This is a genomic window from Amycolatopsis sp. NPDC114478, from assembly GCF_055633805.1.
Window position 1 is genome coordinate 169,097 of record NZ_JBVKDO010000008.1, and the last position, 15,275, is coordinate 184,371.

The window sequence follows — 15,275 nt, forward strand, 5'->3', positions numbered from 1 at the left end:
GTGTGACGATCACCACCGACAAAAACTCACGACAGCAGCGCCACGCACTCCACGTGGTGGGTCATCGGGAAGGCGTCGAACGCCCGCAGATCCGTCAAGCCGTAGCCGTGCGAAGCGAAAGTCGCCAGGTCACGGGCCAGTGCCGCGGGGTCGCACGCCACGTAGACGATCCGATCGGGTGAACCCGCGACGATCGACTCCACCACCGCCTTGCCAGCGCCCTTGCGCGGCGGGTCCAGCACCACGACGTCCACCGGCTTCTCGGCCGAGGCCAGCGCGTGCTCCACCCGCCCGGCCTGCCAGGTCACCTGCGGCAGGTCGGCCAGGTTCTTCTCGCCGTCGGCGACCGCGCGCCGGCCGGACTCGACCGCCAGCACCCGGCCCGCCGGGCCGACCTGCGAAGCCAGCACCGACGCGAACAGCCCGACCCCGGCGTAGAGGTCCCACGCCGTGCCGCCGGACGGGGCCTCCGCCCACTCCCCTACGACCGCCGCGAGCGTCGACGCCGCGTCGGGGTGGACCTGCCAGAAGCCGTGCGCGTCGAGGTGCCAGTCGCGGCCCGCCGCGTGCTGCACCGCCACCCCGCCGGCCAGCTGCCGCGCCCGGACCTTGCCGCGCACCGTCGACAGCTCGCGGACGTGCACGCCGCCGTCGCCGTCGCTGGTGACCTCGATCTCGCTGCCCGGCCGCCAGCGCCGCGCCAGGACGTCGTCGAGCTCGCCGGGGACCGCGATCGGGCAGTCCTCGATGGCGACGACCCGGTGGCTGTGGTGCGCGCGCAGCCCCGCGCGCCCCTCCCCGTCGGCGACCAGCCGGACGCGGCTGCGCCAGTCCAGCGGCCCGCCGTCCAGGGCCTCGACGATGACCTCGCGTTCGATGCCCGCCAGCCGCTGCAGCTGCTCCGCCACCACCGCCGCCTTCAGCGAGCGCTGGTAGTCCGGGTCGGCGTGCTGCCAGTCGCAGCCGCCGCAGCCGCCCGGCACCGCGAGCGGGCACGGCGGCTCGACCCGGAACTCCGACGCCGAGAGCACCTCGATCGCGTCGCCGCGGCAGAACGAGCCACCGTTGTCCTCGGTGACCTCGACCCGCACCTGTTCGCCCGGCAGCGCGTGCCGGACGAACACGACCCGGCCTTCGGCGCGCGCCACGCAGTGGCCGCCGTGCGCCACCGCGCCGACCTCGACCTCGAGGACCCGGCCCAGCCAGCTCGTCATTCGGCCGGCTCCTTGGGTTTCGGCGCCGCGACCGGCTTGCCGTTGGGCGAGAAGCCGCGGCGGACGTCGCCGGCCGCGGGGCGTTCGTTCCGGACGCGCGCGGCCGCCTTGGCCGACGACTCCAGCTGCCACGGCACGCTCGCCACGATCACGCCGGACTGGAACAGCAGGCGACCCTTGAGCCGCAGCGCGCTCTGGTTGTGCAGCACCTGCTCCCACCAGTGCCCGACCACGTACTCCGGGATGAACACCGTGACGACGTTGCGCGGATTGTCGCCGCGCACCCGCTTCACGTAGTCGAGGACCGGCTTCGTGATCTCGCGGTAGGGCGACTCGACGACCTTCAGCGGCACCTTGAAGTTGTGGGCGTCCCACTCGGCGGTGAGCCTTCGCGTGTCCGCGTCGTCCACGTTGACCGTCACGGCTTCGAGGACGTCCGGGCGCATCGCCTTGGCGTAGGCCAGCGCGCGCAACGTCGGGCGGTGCAGTTTGGACACCAGGACGATCGCGTGGTTGCGCGAGGGCAGGACGGTCGGGGTGTCGCCGAGCTCCTTCAGCTCGTCGGCGACGCGGTCGTAGTGCCGCCGGATCGCCGTCATCAGCACGAAGATCGCCACCATCGCGGCGATCGCGATCCACGCGCCGAGCAGGAACTTGGTGATCAGCACGATCACCAGCACGACGCCGGTGCAGGTGAGGCCGACCGCGTTGACCGTCTGGGAGCGCCGCATCCGCCGCCGCTTGGCGGGGTCGGTTTCCTTGGCCAGCAACCGGTTCCAGTGCCGGATCATGCCGGCCTGGCTCACCGTGAACGACACGAACACGCCCACGATGTACAGCTGGATGAGCCGGGTGACCTCGGCGTCGAACGCGATGATCAGGACCAGCGCGAACGCCGCCAGGAACAGGATCCCGTTGGAGAACGCGAGCCGGTCGCCGCGGGTGTGCAGCTGCCGCGGCAGGTAGCGGTCCTGCGCGAGGATCGAACCCAGCACCGGGAAGCCGTTGAACGCGGTGTTCGCGGCCAGCAGCAGGATGATGCCGGTGGAGAAGGAGATGTAGTAGAACGCCGGCGGGAAGTCGGCGAACACCGCGTGCGCGATCTGCGCGACGATCGTCTTCTGCTCGTAGCCCGCGGGCGCGCCGGCGAGCTGCCGCGACGGGTCCTCGGCGAACTTGACGTCGGTGATCGAGGCCAGCGTGATGATGCCGACCAGCATGGTGACCGCGAGCAGGCCCATCATCAGCAGCGTGGTGGCCGCGTTCTTGGACTTGGGTTTCTGGAACGCCGGGACGCCGTTGCTGATCGCCTCGACCCCGGTCAGCGCCGCGGCGCCGGAGGAGAACGCCCGCAGCACCAGGAACGCGTACGCGACGCCCGCGAAGGTTCCCTCGGCGTTCAGCGTGAACCCGGCGCTCTCGGCCTTCATCTCGGTGCCGGTCGCCGCCTGCACCAGGCCCCACACGACCATGACCAGAATGCCCAGGATGAACCCGTAAGTCGGGATCGCGAAGGCCTTCCCCGACTCCCGGATGCCACGCAGGTTCAGCGACGTCAGCACGACGACGATGACGACCGAGGCCAGCACCTTGTGCTGGGCCACCCACGGCACGGCGGACCCGATGTTGGCCACACCGGACGAAGTGGACACCGCGACCGTCAGCACGTAGTCGACGAGCAGCGCGCTCGCCACCGTCAGCCCGAACTTCCCGCCCAGGTTGGTGGTGGCGACCTCGTAGTCGCCGCCGCCGCTCGGGTAGGCGTGCACGTTCTGCCGGTAGGACGCGACGACGACCAGCATGACGAGGGCGACCATGATGCCGATCCACGGCGCCAGCGCGTAGGCGGACAGGCCCGCCACGCTCAGCGTCAGGAAGATCTCTTCGGGCGCGTACGCCACGCTCGAGAGCGCGTCGGACGCGAAGATCGGCAGCGCGATGCGCTTGGGCAGCAGCGTGTGGGACAGCCGGTCACTGCGGAACGGGCGTCCGAGGACCAGGCGTTTCAGCACGGTCGGGAACTTCGACACCACGGAAGCGTAACCGTCGGGGCGCACGGTAGGTTCGGCGCTGGCATGTCGGGGTAGGTACGGACGGGTTAACCGCCGAAGAGGAGGCAGGGCGTGCACGTGGTGATCATGGGGTGCGGCCGGGTAGGCGCGTCCCTGGCCGCTGCGCTGGAGCGGCTCGGCCACGAGGTGGCCGTCATCGACAAGAGCCAGCAGGCGTTCCGCCGGCTCGGCAGCGACTTCCACGGCCAGCAGGTCGTCGGGGTCGGGTTCGACCGCAAGGTGCTGATCGAAGCGGGCATCGAGCGGGCCGGCGCGTTCGCCGCGGTGTCCAGCGGCGACAACTCGAACATCATCTCCGCGCGGGTCGCCCGCGAGAACTTCGGCATCGAGCACGTCGTCGCGCGGATCTACGACCACAAGCGCGCGGCCGTGTACGAGCGGCTGGGCATCCCGACGGTGGCGACCGTGCCGTGGACCACCGACCGGTTCCTGCGGACGCTGCTGCCGGACGGCGTGGCGTCGGCGTGGCGAGACCCTTCGGGCAACGTCGCGCTGCTGCAGCTGCCGCTGCACGAGGGCTGGGTCGGGCACTCGGTGAAGTCCCTGCAGGAGGCGTCCGGCGCGCGGGTGGCGTTCATCATGCGCTTCGGCACGCCGGTGCTGCCCGACAACAAGACCGTGGTCCAGGACGGCGACGACGTGTGGGTCGCCGCGCGCTCCGGCACCGTCAGCGACGTGACGAGTGTGGCCAACCGCGAACCGGAGGACGAGGCATGAGGGTCGCGATCGCCGGTGCGGGCGCGGTGGGGCGTTCCATCGCCAACGAGCTGATCGACGGCAGGCACCAGGTCATGCTCATCGAGCGGGAGGCCGACCAGTTCGAGCCGCACACCGTCGAGCAGGCCGACTGGGTGCTCGGGGACGCGTGCGAGGTGTCGATCCTGGAGGAGTCCGGGATCGAGCAGTGCGACGTCGTGATCGCCGCGACGGGCGACGACAAGGCGAACCTGGTCGTCTCGCTGCTGGCGAAGACGGAGTTCGCGGTCCGGCGCGTGGTGGCCCGGGTGAACAACCCGGCCAACGAGTGGCTGTTCACCGACGCGTGGGGCGTCGACGTGGCGGTCTCGACCCCCCGCATGCTCGCGGCGATGGTCGAGGAGGCGGTCAGCGTCGGCGACCTGGTCCGCCTGATGACGTTCCGGCAGAGCAACGCGAACCTGGTCGAGCTGACGCTGCCGGCGGAGACGCCGCTGGCGGGCAAGCCGGTGAGCGAGCTGACGCTGCCGCGCGACGCGGCGTTGGTGACGATCCTGCGGGGTGACCGGGTGATCGTGCCGCAGCCGGAGGACCCGCTGGAGCCGGGGGACGAGCTGTTGTTCGTCGCCACGGCGGACGTCGAGCCCGAGATCCGGACGGCGTTGGGGTACTGAGTCGACGAAGAAGGCCCCCGGCTTGTGCGCCGGGGGCCTTTCTCGTGGCTCGGAAACTGTCGGTGCCTGCCGGTAGCGTTGAAACCGGGGGCTCCCCTACGCGCGCGGGTTGTCAGGCTTCGGGGGCCGCGTACTTCTCGCGCAGCCGGGCTTCGACCTCGGCGTCCGACTCCGGCTTCGGCGTCGTCTCCTCCAGCGCCTTCAGGCGCTTGTCCGACCGCCGCACCGCCCACACCACCACCAGCAGGCCCAGCGCGTACAGCGGGTACCCCATCGCGATCTTCGCGAAGGCCAGCCAGCCGGTGTAGTCCGCCTGGTACAGCCACCGTTGCACGACGAACCGGGCGGCGAACACCAGCGCCAGCGCCAGCGTCGCGATGTCGTAGCCGTAACGGGACGGCTTGTCCTTGCGCCACGCCTGGCCCGTGCCGTTCAGCACGTTCCACACCACGCCCGCGATCGGCCAGCGCACCAGCACCGACAGCACGAACACGCCGCAGTACACCAGGCTCGCGTAGATCCCGAAGAGGAAGAACCCCTTCGCGGACCCGGTGCGGTAGGCGATGAACGCCGCGATCGCGACGCCGAAGAACCCGGAGATCGCCGGCTGCAGGGGCTCCTTGCGGACGACCCGCAGCACGGTGATCGCCACCGCGCTGCCCACCGACGTCCAGATGGCGGCGGTCAGGCCGAAGAACGCGTTCGCCAGCACGAAGACGATCACCGGCACCGACGAGTAGATCAGGCCGGACACGCCGCCCATCTGCTCGAGCAGGGTCGGCTGCGGTTCTTCCTCCGCGTCGGTCTTCTTCTCGCTCGGGGCGGGTTCAGTCACGATGGGTGATCAACTCACTGGGCTCTGGAGCTCGTAATAGGGGTTGTACAGCACCTTCTGGCCGTCACGCTCGGCCATCCGGCCGCGCACCTTGATCGTCCGGCCAGGCTCGATGCCCGGGATCCGGCGGCGGCCGAGCCAGATTAGCGTCACGCCCTGTGTCCCGTCGAACAGCTCCGCCTCCAGCGTGGCGGCCTCGTTCGTCGGGCAGAGCTCCACGCTGCGGAGTCTCCCCATCACGGTGACCTCTTCGCCGGAACGGCAGTCGCAGGCCCGCTGCGCGCCCTCGGCGCCGGACCTCATGGACATCTCGTCGGCGTCGAGCTCGTCGACGTCGCTGGTCAGCTTGCGTACCAACCGGCTGAAGTAGCCGCCGTCTTTGGCGGACATAGGTGCTCCTGTGCTCCGGGGCCCCCGACATAAGTGCTTGCGGCCCGTGCGATTCCAGCGTACTGCGGTCCCCGCCAGGGAAACGCCTTTGCGCAAAGATCGCAACGTGACGTCCGCAATCGAAGTTCCCGCCGCGGTGCTCCTGCCCGGCACCGGCTCGGACGAGGTGTTCGTCCGGGCGGTCTTCGCCGGCCCGCTGCGCGCCCTCGGTGTCCCGCTCGTCGCGCCACCGCCGCCGCCCGGTGCGGCGCTGGCGGACGGGTACCTGGCCACCCTCGACGCGCTCGCGGACGAACACGGCGAACTGCTCGTAGGCGGCATTTCGTTCGGCGCCCACCTCGCCGCGGAGTGGGCGGTCGCCAACCCGGGGCGTTGCGGGGGCCTGCTGGCCGCGCTCCCGGCCTGGAACGGCGCCCCGGGCTCAGCACCCGCGTCGCTGGCCGCGACGCTGTCCGCCGATCTGGTGGCCGGCTCCGGGGTCGACGCGGCGCTGGCGCAGACGGCGGGCAGCCCGGACTGGCTGCGGGCCGAGCTCGACCGGGCGTGGCGCCGGCACGGCGCCGGGCTGGCCGACGGCCTGCGCGTCGCGGCGGGCCGGCCTTCGCCCACGCTCGGCGAGCTGGCGGCCCTCGACGTCCCGGCCGGGATCGGCACGTGCACCGACGACCCGGTCCACCCGACGAAAGTCGCATCGGAGTGGGCCAGCGCACTCCCCCGCGCCGTCCTCGGCGAGACGACGCTCACGGCGCTGGGCGCGGACCGCGAGTCCCTCGGCCGGGCGACCGTCCTCGCCTTCCTGCGGGCCCTCGAAATCCCCTGAGGGGCACCTTCATGGCCATGAAGGTGCCCCTCAGGGGACGTGCTCAGCCCTGTTGCTGCTGGGCCGCGATGTGCTCGGCGACCGCCTCGGGCAGCGTGATGGTCAGCGGGGTGCGGACCGGCATCGGCGCGTCACCGCGGTCGACGATCGTGCGCCGCACGATCCCGCGCAGCACCTCGACCGCCGCCGCGGCCTCCGACTGCGGCCCGGCGATGACGCCGCGCAGCATCCAGCGCGGCCGGTCGACGCCGACGAAGCGCAGCGAGACGTCGCCGACGATGGCCGAGATCTCCAGGCCCCACACGCCGCGGCCGATGTTGACCTTCGCGCCGTCGGCCCGCAGCTGCTCGGCCAGCTCGGTGCTGACCTCGCGCCAGAGCCCGCCCGAGCGCGGCGCGGCGTAGGCGCTGACCGTGATCTGGCCCTGCTCGGTGACGACGTGCACGGCGCGCACGCCCTGCGTCTCGGGGTCCATCTCGACCTGCACCTGGGAACCGTCCGGCACCGGCACCTTCACCGAGCCGAGGTCGATCCGCGGGACGCCGTCGTCCTCGAAGTCCGCGACGTCGAACGGGCCGTCGGAGACGTCCGAGAGCTCCCCGTCCTCGTCGTACTCGTCGTCCTCGATCGTGTCGTCGGCCTCGGGCGCGGCGTGCCGTCCGGCGGACCCGCCCTCGGTCCGCCGCTTGCGTCCGAAAATCCCCACTACTTCTCCGTTCCTTCCCCCGTGCCGGCGCTCGCGGCGAGCGCCGGTGCTCCCAGTGTGGCGTGTCCACCCGTGGAGCCGTAGCCTCCGTCGCCCCGCTCGGTCGTGTCGAGCTCGGCGACCTCGACGAACACCGCGTGCTCGACCCGCTGCACGACGAGCTGCGCGATCCGGTCGCCGCGCGCGAGCCGCACCGGGTGCACCGGGTCGTGGTTGATCAGGCAGACCTTGATCTCCCCGCGGTAGCCCGCGTCGATCGTGCCCGGCGTGTTCACCACCGAGAGGCCGACCCGGGCGGCCAGGCCCGACCGCGGGTGGACGAACCCCGCGTACCCGGGCGGGAGGGCGATGGCGACGCCGGTGCCGACGACACCGCGTTCCCCGGGTTTCAGCACGATATCCGAGGTCGTGACGAGATCGGCGCCCGCGTCGCCCGGCCGGGCGTAGGCGGGCAGCGGGACTTCCGGGTCGAGCCGGGAGAGGAGTACCTGAACGCTGGACACGGGCGGCGAGATTACTCTCTACCCGTGGGTGAATCTGCGAAGACGGCACCGAGTGCCGCGGTCCGGCACTCCGAACGGCTGTACGTCCCGTGGTGGGGCTGGCCGCTGCCGGTGCTGGGCGCGATCCTGCTCGCGGCCGAGGTCGACATGGGCTACCCGGGCGTCCGGGCGTGGCTGCCGTACGTGATCGCGCTGCCGGTCGTCGTCGGGCTGATGCTGTCGCTCGGCCGGTCCAAGGTCCGCGTCACCGGGGGTGACGAGCCGGAGCTGTGGGTCGGCGACGCGCACCTGCCGCTGCGCTACGCCGGCGAGGTCGAGATCTTCGACAAGGAGGCCAAGCGCAAGGTGCTGGGCCGCGACGGCGACCCCGCCGCCTACGTCCTGCACCGCGGCTGGGTCGGCCCGGTCGTGCGGATCCGGCTGACCGACCCCGCCGACCCGACGCCGTACTGGCTGTTCAGCACCCGCCACCCCGAGCGCATCGCCGAGCTGGTCAAGGGCGCCTGACCCCCGAGACATGGGAAGGGGGCCGGCCTGCCGGCCGGCCCCCTTGTCCCCAGCGCGCTTCGAGCCTCCCCCTTCATGCCCTCGAGGCTCTCCGTCGCGTCTGTTCGTCCCCTGAACCCCTGTCCGAGATCCCGCGCGATCAGGCGCAGTCGCGGCAGATCAGGCGTCCGCCGTTGTCCTCGGCCAGTCGGCTGCGGTGGTGCACCAGGAAGCACACGGAGCAGGTGAACTCGTCCGCCTGCTTCGGCACCACCTTCACGGTCATGTCCTCACCGGAAAGCCCGGAGAGGTCGGCACCCGGCAGCTCGAAGTTCTCGGCGGTCGCGTCCTCGTCGACGTCGACGACGCCGGACTGGTTCTCGTTCCGCCGGGCCTTGAGCTCCTCCAACGAGTCTTCGGCCAGCTCGTCGGCTTCGCTGCGGCGCGGAGCGTCGTAGTCGGTAGCCATGTGTCCCTCACCCCTGCGATCAGCTTGTGTAGTCGTTTTCCCGGACCCCCGGGTGCGCCCGTGAGTCCGCCGTGCCGCTGGTCAACGTTCCAGGGCCCCTGTTTGTGCCCGACGGCCGAAGTGACCGAGGTCTCTTCTTTATGGGCCTCTTCCTGCGGCCGGAGCCCGGGAAGGGTAGCTCACGCCCGCGACGGTTCTGCAACGAGTCAGACATTGCCGGGGAATCGTCACCCGACAGGGGGAACCCGCAGGTAAGACGCGGTGTCGTCCATTCGGGTTGCCCGCGGGTGGAGAACTTCACCGGCGGCCCGTGTCCGCTTGCCCCCGCCGGCCCCGACGTGGTGCGATCGCCGCACGGGGATCGGCCGCGGGCGGGGCACGCGGCGACGAGCGGGCACAGATGTTCCGGCGGGTGACCCGGGACGGTGCGCGCCGGCCGCAGCGCCTAGGCTGAGCGGCCACGACGGTGCCGGGTTCGCACCGGCCGGGTTCGGTGTTCGGGAAGGGACGGGCGGGTGGCGTCGGGGAACGGCATCGGGGACCGTGGGGCGCGGCCGTATCGCAAGCACAAGCCGCTGCCGGCGCTGATCGTCATCGGTGTGCTCGCGCTCGGCGCGATCGTCGTCTGGATCAACGCGGCCGTCGGCAAGGGGGACGTCGACGAGGCCGTGAAGTGCGACCCGGCCGCGAGCCCGCCGCCGGGCGTCACGTTCAGCACCCTCCCCCACAACGCCCTCGACGACCGCGCGCCGGTGCCGCCGGACAAGGTCGCGGTGAAGGTGCTCAACGCGTCGGGCACCCGCGGCCAGGGCGGCATCACGACCACCGCGCTCAAGGAGCTGGGGTTCACCGGGGCGGGTGACCCGGCCAACGACCCGGCCTACGAGGGCCGCGCGGCCAAGTGCCGCGGCCAGATCCGGTTCGGCGAGAACGGCGTCACGGCGGCCCGCACGCTCAGCCTGGTGGTGCCGTGCACCGAGCTGGTGAAGGACAACCGCAAGGACGCGAGCGTCGACCTGGTCACGGGCACGCTGTTCGGCGACATCCAGCCGCGCGCGGAGGCCCGCCAGATCCTCACGCAGCTCGCCGACTGGTCCAAGGCCCACCAGGGCGGCGGCACGAACGAGCAGTCCGCGGGCGCGAAGGCCCCGGTCATCGACCAGACCCTGCTGGCCTCGGCTCGCGACGTCGCCTGCTGAGCCGGTCCCACGCGCGGCAGTTCTGGAAGCTCCGGTCCCGATGCGGCGGACCGGCCGGGCTCGCCGAGACCGGCTACCGCAAGCTTCCGGCGAATGGAGCGCCACCCTCACCGGCACCGCCGCGAGGAGGCACAACCCGCGCGCGTAGGGGCGCCCCCGGTTTTCACGTTACCGGTGGGCACCGACAGTTCCGGCCGCCCGACGCCCTGAACGACTCATTCGGGGCCGCTCGCTCAGACCTCCGCCGCGCCGCAGTCGGCCAGTACCTTGCGCAGCGGGTCCGCGATCGACGGCGCCGCCGCGTACGTCGCGTCCGTGCCCAGCTCCGGGGCCGTTCCCGGCAACCTCACCTGGGCGCCCGCCTCCGCCGCGATCAGGGCCCCCGCCGCCCAGTCCCAGCGGTGCAGCCCGTGCTCCACGTACGCGTCCAGCCAGCCCGCCGCCACCGCGCACAGGTCCAGCGATGCCGCCCCGTTGCGGCGGATGTCCCGGACCCGCCCCAGCAGCTCCGCCGCGAAGCGCGACTGCCGCGTCCGGCGCTCGACCGAATATGCGAAACCGGTCCCGACGAGCGTCAGCTCCAGCCGCGCGGGGGCCGACACCGACAGCCGGCGGTCGCCGAGCAACGCTCCCTGCCCGCGCGCCGCCGACCAGACTCGGCCGCTCGCCGGCTCCACCACCGCGCCGGCCACCGACTCGCCGCCGACCTGCGCCGCCACCGACACCGCGAACCAGGGCAGGCCGTAGAGGAAGTTGACCGTCCCGTCGATCGGGTCGACGACCCACGTCACGCCGTCGCCGGCCGCGCCGCCGCCCTCTTCGCCCAGCACCGGCTCCCCCGGCCGCAGCGAAGCCAGCCGGTCCCGCACGAGCCGCTCCGACTCGTGGTCCACCGCGGTGACGACGTCGGTGTCCGCGGACTTGGTGCCCACGTCCACCGCCCGGCCCCGGGCCATCCCCTCCCAGGCCTCGCGGACCAGCTCGGCGGCGTCCGTCGCGACCTGCACCGCGACGCTTTTCAGCAACGACTCGTCAACTCCCACGTCCGACATGTCACCACATCCGGTTAAAGTCTCCGAGGCAGGCTTCTGAATCGTGCGAGAAGGGACCACGTCCGTGGTGGAGGCGACCCGCCGAGGTTTCGGCATCGACATCGGCGGCAGCGGCATCAAGGGCGCCTTGGTGGATCTGGACAAGGGACAGCTCATCGGCGACCGGATCCGGATCGAGACGCCGAAGCCGTCCACCCCGTCGGCGGTGGCGGACGTCGTCCACGACGTCGTCACGCAGGCGGGCTGGGACGGCCCGGTCGGCGTGACGCTCCCGGCGGTCGTGAAGAAGGGCGTCGCGCACACCGCCGCCAACATCGACAAGCAGTGGATCGGCACCGACGCCGACGCCCTCTTCGCCAAGCGGCTCGGCCGCAGCGTCGACCAGATCGCGATGCTCAACGACGCCGACGCGGCGGGCATGGCCGAGATCCGCTTCGGCGACCCGGTCGCGCGCCGGGGCGTCACCGCGCTGCTCACCTTCGGCACCGGCATCGGCAGCGCGGTGTTCCAGGACGGCAAGCTCGTCCCGAACACCGAGTTCGGCCACCTGGAGATCGACGGGCACGACGCGGAGAAGCGCGCGGCCGCCTCCGTGAAGGACAACGAGGGGCTCTCCTACCCCGAATGGGCCAAGCGCGTGCACCGTTATCTGACCGTGCTCGAAAACCTGATCTGGCCCGACCTGTTCATCGTCGGCGGCGGGGTCAGCAAGAAGGCCGAGAAATGGGTGCCGCTGCTGGACATCCGCACTCCGGTGCTGGTCGCGACGCTGCAGAACAACGCCGGGATCGTGGGTGCCGCGGCGGCCGCCGCGGAGGGCATCCAGCACTGAATCCGGTCCGAAACCGGGCCGGAGGGTGATCGCTTCGCGACGCATGCGCGTACCGTCGTTACAATGGAACACGGCCCACGGCTGCGGAGGCGAAAACCGCAGGCCGAGGCGTGATCCCCGAATGTGAGGCAGCAGTGGCACCCGTGCCGTTGCTCGTCATGATCGACCGCTGCGAAAGGGCGTAAGTGGCAGCCGCAAGAACCGCAACCCGAGGCGGGACGAAGACCGCGACCGCAGCCGGCGAGCCGGCCGAAGAGGCAGCCACCGGGACGGCGAAGCCAGCGGCGCGCAAGACCACCACCGCCAAGAAGGCGCCGGCCAAGAAGGCCCCGGCCAAGAAGCCCGCGGCCAAGGGCGCGAAGACCGAAGACGGCGAGCCGGACGGTTCCGGCGAGCTCGACGAGGCCGAACTCGACTCGCCCGACCTGTCGGACCTGGAAGAGGTCGAGGTCGAGGTCGACGTCGTCGACGAGACGGTCAACGACGAGCCGGACGCCGACTCGGCCGACGACGACGATGACGACGACGAGTCGGACGAGGAGACCCCGGCGCAGCGTCGCCGCGGTGCTGCCGCCGACAAGGCGGCGGCCGCCAAGAGCTCCGACAACCCGGACTTCGTCTGGGACGAGGAGGAGTCCGAGGCGCTGCGTCAGGCGCGCAAGGACGCCGAGCTCACCGCGTCCGCCGACTCCGTCCGCGCCTACCTCAAGCAGATCGGCAAGGTCGCGCTGCTGAACGCGGAGGAGGAGGTGGAGCTGGCCAAGCGGATCGAGGCCGGGCTCTACGCCGCCGAGCGCGTGCGCACCGCCGAGGAGGAGGGCGAGAAGCTCGTCACCCAGATGCGCCGCGATCTCAAGTGGATCGTGCGTGACGGCGAGCGCGCCAAGAACCACCTGCTGGAGGCGAACCTCCGGCTCGTGGTGTCGCTGGCCAAGCGCTACACCGGCCGCGGCATGGCGTTCCTGGACCTGATCCAGGAGGGCAACCTCGGCCTGATCCGCGCGGTGGAGAAGTTCGACTACACCAAGGGCTACAAGTTCTCGACGTACGCCACGTGGTGGATCCGCCAGGCGATCACCCGCGCGATGGCCGACCAGGCCCGCACCATCCGCATCCCGGTGCACATGGTCGAGGTCATCAACAAGCTCGGCCGCATACAGCGTGAGCTGCTCCAGGACCTCGGCCGCGAGCCGACCCCGGAAGAGCTGGCCAAGGAGATGGACATCTCCCCGGAGAAGGTCCTCGAGATCCAGCAGTACGCGCGTGAGCCGATCTCGCTCGACCAGACGATCGGCGACGAGGGCGACTCGCAGCTCGGTGACTTCATCGAAGACTCCGAAGCGGTCGTCGCGGTGGACGCGGTGTCGTTCACGCTGCTGCAGGACCAGCTCCAGTCGGTGCTGCAGACGCTGTCCGAGCGCGAGGCGGGCGTGGTCCGGCTGCGCTTCGGCCTCACGGACGGCCAGCCGCGCACGCTCGACGAGATCGGCCAGGTGTACGGGGTGACCCGGGAGCGCATCCGGCAGATCGAGTCGAAGACGATGTCGAAGCTGCGCCACCCGTCGCGGTCGCAGGTTCTGCGCGACTACCTGGACTGAGTTCCCTTACGGGACAACGGAAGAACCCCGTCACCTCGGTGGCGGGGTTCTTCCGCGTTTCAGGGCCGTCCGGTGAGCGTGGTCCACGGGACGTGGACCACCACGCGCTCCCGGAGCTGCTCGTTCAGCAGCCACAGCTCGCCCGTCGCCGGCCAGTACGACAGGTTCTGGCTGTTCACCGGGGCCTGGCCGGCCAGTCTCGACGTCGATACGCCGCCGACTCCCCCGTGCAGGCACGACGGGTGGTCACCCGCGACCCCCGCGTACTCCGGGCAGACTCCCGTCAGCACGAAGTAGCCGTCCCGCGACACCGCTCCCTGCATCCCCCACACCGGGGACGAGAACCCCTCGACCGCGTGCACCAGCCCGTCCGCTGAGGTCTTGAGGCGGCCGGCCGCCGGGTCGAACGGCCAGCGCAGGACGCGGCCCCCCGATTCGGGCGCGTGCTCGGCCGTCACGAACGTGGAATCGCTGTGGTCGAAGGAAAGCGTGGACAGGCACGGGCGCGCGCCCGTCGCCGTCGTGCACGCTCCGCCGCCCGGGTACCAGTACGCGCCGATCTGCGGCATCGCGTAGTCGTAGTACGCCGCGTGGTACTTGCCGTCGGTGCCCAGGCCGACCGTGGCCGCGCTGTCGTCGACCTTCCAGAAGTGCGTCGTGTCGAACACGCGGATCAGGCCGCCCGTGGTCGCGACGAACAGCAGGTTGCCGGACCAGGTCATGCCGTGCCCGTGGCCGGCGACGGCCGCGAAGTCGGTGTCGGACGTCGGTTCCACGAGCAGCACGTGCCGGTAGCCCAGACCGCTCGCGTCCACAAAGGACAGCCGGACCATCGTGTCGCCCGGCGTGTGCCACGACGTCGCCACGACGCGCTTGCCGCCCGCCGTCCCGGTCGCCGGGTCCGCGTCGCCGGAGCCGGTGAGGCCCTGCGGGATCCAGTCGTTGGTCTGGTCGTCGTTCGCGTCCTCCCAGCAGAACCCGGCGGGCTTCAGCGCGGCCGCGAGGTACGTGCCGTGGCAGAGCGGACGGGCCTTGCGGTTGGCGTCGCCGAGCACGGACGCCAGCCCGCGCGGCGGGAGTTTCCGGTCGAGCGCGGTGATCCGGCTGCCGTAGGTGGCGAAGGAGCCGCCGGGGGTCAGCTGGTAGGCGTCGACGCCGGTGAGGCGGGGGAAGTTCGCGGCGGCCTGGGCCGTCGTCGTCAGGCCGAGCAGCAGCAGCGCCACGAGGCCGAATACGAATCGCATGCCGGCAGCGTGCCCGGGACGCGTACACGGGCCGTACAAGTCAGGGCACGGCCAGGCCGCGCTCCCGCAGCGACTCCTCGACGCGCAGGCGTTCGATCTCGCGGTCCATGCCCTCGGGCAGCTCGGCGAGCCGGTGCGGGACGTCCACCTGGCGACACGCCTGGGTGAGCAGCTCGTCGTACGCCTGGCGGGTGCCGAGCCGCCGCGCGGCCGGGGTGCCGGACGGGTAGCCGGCCAGCAGCCGGTGCACCCGCCGCAGGTCCGCGGCGACGCGCTCGATCGGCGGCCCCTCGGGTTGCGGCTTCGCGCGCTTCTCGCGGATCCGGTGAACCAGCCTGGGGACGCGGAGTGCGCACCAGAACAGCACCGTGGGAGCGATGCAGACCACGGCGAAGAGGATCAGGTTCACGAGGACGCCGCCGGCGCCGGTCATGCACCGATGGTAAGCCCGCGCGGGGCCGCGGGCGGAGGGAATTTCCGCGCCC

At 71.6% G+C, this 15,275-nt stretch carries 17 protein-coding genes; 7 read left to right on the plus strand and 10 right to left on the minus strand.

Going from position 1 to position 15,275, the window contains the following annotated elements; genetic code table 11:
- Window positions 1-26: 26 nt before the first annotated feature.
- Together ACZ7OH_RS23635 and ACZ7OH_RS23640 are read right to left on the minus strand one after the other, a co-directional pair.
- Window positions 27-1,214 carry a class I SAM-dependent RNA methyltransferase gene (locus ACZ7OH_RS23635; RefSeq protein WP_470282739.1) on the minus strand — a complete coding sequence of 396 codons (1,188 nt, stop codon included), beginning with the start codon at window positions 1,212-1,214 and terminating at the stop codon, window positions 27-29.
- Window positions 1,211-3,244 carry an APC family permease gene (locus ACZ7OH_RS23640; protein WP_470282740.1) on the minus strand — a complete coding sequence of 678 codons (2,034 nt, stop codon included), beginning with the start codon at window positions 3,242-3,244 and terminating at the stop codon, window positions 1,211-1,213. The genes ACZ7OH_RS23635 and ACZ7OH_RS23640 overlap by 4 nt, the downstream gene beginning before the upstream one ends.
- Before the next feature lie 93 nt (window positions 3,245-3,337).
- On the opposite strand from ACZ7OH_RS23640, the gene ACZ7OH_RS23645 reads away from it, so the two are divergent.
- A complete protein-coding gene (locus ACZ7OH_RS23645) occupies window positions 3,338-4,003 on the plus strand; it encodes a potassium channel family protein (RefSeq protein WP_400889725.1) in 666 nt (221 codons plus the stop codon).
- Window positions 4,000-4,656, plus strand: a complete 657-nt coding sequence (locus ACZ7OH_RS23650; protein WP_372668168.1) for a potassium channel family protein — start codon at window positions 4,000-4,002, stop codon at window positions 4,654-4,656. Before ACZ7OH_RS23645 ends, ACZ7OH_RS23650 begins: the two co-directional genes overlap by 4 nt.
- A 112-nt stretch (window positions 4,657-4,768) precedes the next feature.
- On the opposite strand, the gene ACZ7OH_RS23655 is transcribed toward ACZ7OH_RS23650, so the two are convergent.
- Together ACZ7OH_RS23655 and ACZ7OH_RS23660 are read right to left on the minus strand one after the other, a co-directional pair.
- The gene (locus ACZ7OH_RS23655) at window positions 4,769-5,491 is read right to left on the minus strand and encodes a DUF3159 domain-containing protein (RefSeq protein ID WP_470282741.1); all 723 of its coding nucleotides are present in this window, start codon (window positions 5,489-5,491) and stop codon (window positions 4,769-4,771) included.
- Window positions 5,492-5,500: 9 nt separating this feature from the next.
- The gene (locus ACZ7OH_RS23660; protein WP_072480405.1) at window positions 5,501-5,881 is read right to left on the minus strand and encodes an OB-fold nucleic acid binding domain-containing protein; all 381 of its coding nucleotides are present in this window, start codon (window positions 5,879-5,881) and stop codon (window positions 5,501-5,503) included.
- Between the two features lie 136 nt (window positions 5,882-6,017).
- Between ACZ7OH_RS23660 and ACZ7OH_RS23665 the strand changes: the two genes are divergently transcribed.
- Window positions 6,018-6,701 (plus strand): alpha/beta fold hydrolase, encoded by a 684-nt coding sequence (locus ACZ7OH_RS23665; RefSeq protein ID WP_470282887.1) that lies wholly within the window; start codon window positions 6,018-6,020, stop codon window positions 6,699-6,701.
- A 43-nt stretch (window positions 6,702-6,744) separates the two neighbouring features.
- On the opposite strand, the gene ACZ7OH_RS23670 is transcribed toward ACZ7OH_RS23665, so the two are convergent.
- The gene (locus ACZ7OH_RS23670; RefSeq protein WP_400889721.1) at window positions 6,745-7,407 is read right to left on the minus strand and encodes a DUF3710 domain-containing protein; all 663 of its coding nucleotides are present in this window, start codon (window positions 7,405-7,407) and stop codon (window positions 6,745-6,747) included.
- Window positions 7,407-7,910, minus strand: a complete 504-nt coding sequence (dut, locus tag ACZ7OH_RS23675; protein ID WP_470282742.1) for a dUTP diphosphatase — start codon at window positions 7,908-7,910, stop codon at window positions 7,407-7,409. The genes ACZ7OH_RS23670 and dut overlap by 1 nt, the downstream gene beginning before the upstream one ends.
- A gap of 24 nt (window positions 7,911-7,934) precedes the next feature.
- Between dut and ACZ7OH_RS23680 the strand changes: the two genes are divergently transcribed.
- Window positions 7,935-8,417, plus strand: coding sequence for a DUF3093 domain-containing protein (locus tag ACZ7OH_RS23680; protein WP_470282743.1), 483 nt, complete (start codon window positions 7,935-7,937; stop codon window positions 8,415-8,417).
- Window positions 8,418-8,556: 139 nt separating this feature from the next.
- Here the strand turns inward: ACZ7OH_RS23680 and ACZ7OH_RS23685 are convergent, their stop codons facing one another.
- Window positions 8,557-8,865 carry a DUF4193 domain-containing protein gene (locus ACZ7OH_RS23685; protein WP_013224476.1) on the minus strand — a complete coding sequence of 103 codons (309 nt, stop codon included), beginning with the start codon at window positions 8,863-8,865 and terminating at the stop codon, window positions 8,557-8,559.
- Window positions 8,866-9,380: 515 nt separating this feature from the next.
- On the opposite strand from ACZ7OH_RS23685, the gene cei reads away from it, so the two are divergent.
- The gene (gene cei, locus ACZ7OH_RS23690; RefSeq protein ID WP_470282744.1) at window positions 9,381-10,064 is read left to right on the plus strand and encodes an envelope integrity protein Cei; all 684 of its coding nucleotides are present in this window, start codon (window positions 9,381-9,383) and stop codon (window positions 10,062-10,064) included.
- A gap of 233 nt (window positions 10,065-10,297) precedes the next feature.
- On the opposite strand, the gene ACZ7OH_RS23695 is transcribed toward cei, so the two are convergent.
- Window positions 10,298-11,116 (minus strand): inositol monophosphatase family protein, encoded by an 819-nt coding sequence (locus tag ACZ7OH_RS23695; RefSeq protein ID WP_470282745.1) that lies wholly within the window; start codon window positions 11,114-11,116, stop codon window positions 10,298-10,300.
- A gap of 64 nt (window positions 11,117-11,180) precedes the next feature.
- Here ACZ7OH_RS23695 and ppgK point away from each other — a divergent pair, with 64 nt between their 5' ends.
- Entirely contained in the window at window positions 11,181-11,948 is a 768-nt protein-coding gene (gene ppgK / locus ACZ7OH_RS23700; RefSeq protein ID WP_470282888.1) for a polyphosphate--glucose phosphotransferase, read from the plus strand.
- Between the two features lie 185 nt (window positions 11,949-12,133).
- Window positions 12,134-13,546 carry an RNA polymerase sigma factor gene (locus ACZ7OH_RS23705; RefSeq protein WP_470282746.1) on the plus strand — a complete coding sequence of 471 codons (1,413 nt, stop codon included), beginning with the start codon at window positions 12,134-12,136 and terminating at the stop codon, window positions 13,544-13,546.
- Window positions 13,547-13,605: 59 nt separating this feature from the next.
- Here ACZ7OH_RS23705 and ACZ7OH_RS23710 read toward each other — a convergent pair whose 3' ends face one another.
- Both ACZ7OH_RS23710 and ACZ7OH_RS23715 read right to left on the minus strand, forming a co-directional pair.
- Window positions 13,606-14,790 (minus strand): hypothetical protein, encoded by a 1,185-nt coding sequence (locus ACZ7OH_RS23710; protein WP_470282747.1) that lies wholly within the window; start codon window positions 14,788-14,790, stop codon window positions 13,606-13,608.
- Window positions 14,791-14,830: 40 nt separating this feature from the next.
- Window positions 14,831-15,223, minus strand: a complete 393-nt coding sequence (locus ACZ7OH_RS23715; RefSeq protein WP_400889707.1) for a hypothetical protein — start codon at window positions 15,221-15,223, stop codon at window positions 14,831-14,833.
- Between the last annotated feature and the right edge of the window lie 52 nt (window positions 15,224-15,275).